Origin of the sequence: Vibrio sp. 10N.222.55.C6 (assembly GCF_041473395.1) — a bacterium.
GTDB classification, from domain to species: domain Bacteria; phylum Pseudomonadota; class Gammaproteobacteria; order Enterobacterales; family Vibrionaceae; genus Vibrio; species Vibrio crassostreae_C.
In genome coordinates, this window is the sequence record NZ_JBFRSD010001251.1 from 1 (window position 1) to 391 (window position 391).

At 44.2% G+C, this 391-nt stretch carries 1 protein-coding gene; it reads left to right on the forward strand.

Annotation, left to right across the window (positions count from 1 at the left end; genetic code table 11):
• Nucleotides 1-391: succinylglutamate desuccinylase/aspartoacylase family protein (locus AB4486_RS28415; protein WP_372120180.1), on the forward strand; the 391-nt coding region annotated here is incomplete at both ends.

Genomic DNA, 391 nt, shown 5'->3' on the forward strand with positions numbered 1-391 from the left:
TTACCGATGGGATGCCATCGTTTCTGGTTTGAGGCACAAACTAACGGTGTTGGTCAAAATCATCATTTACCTGTGGTCGTCTATCGCGGTGAGCAAAGTCAAAATGCTCGCAAAATAATGGTAACGGCAGGCGTTCATGGTGATGAATTAAATGGAGTTATTACCGCACAGAAGGTCATTCAAAAGCTCGTAAACGAGGAGATACACGGCACAGTCATCATTATTCCGATGATTAATGTGTCAGGTATGTTGATGCACAGCCGAGATTTTATTTCATCGGATCCGGATGCATCCCCAGCAAACCTTAACCGTATATTCCCTGGAAACCCGAACGGTGATGCCTCACAACGTTTTACACATTCAATTTGGCAGAACCTACTCAGCCATAATG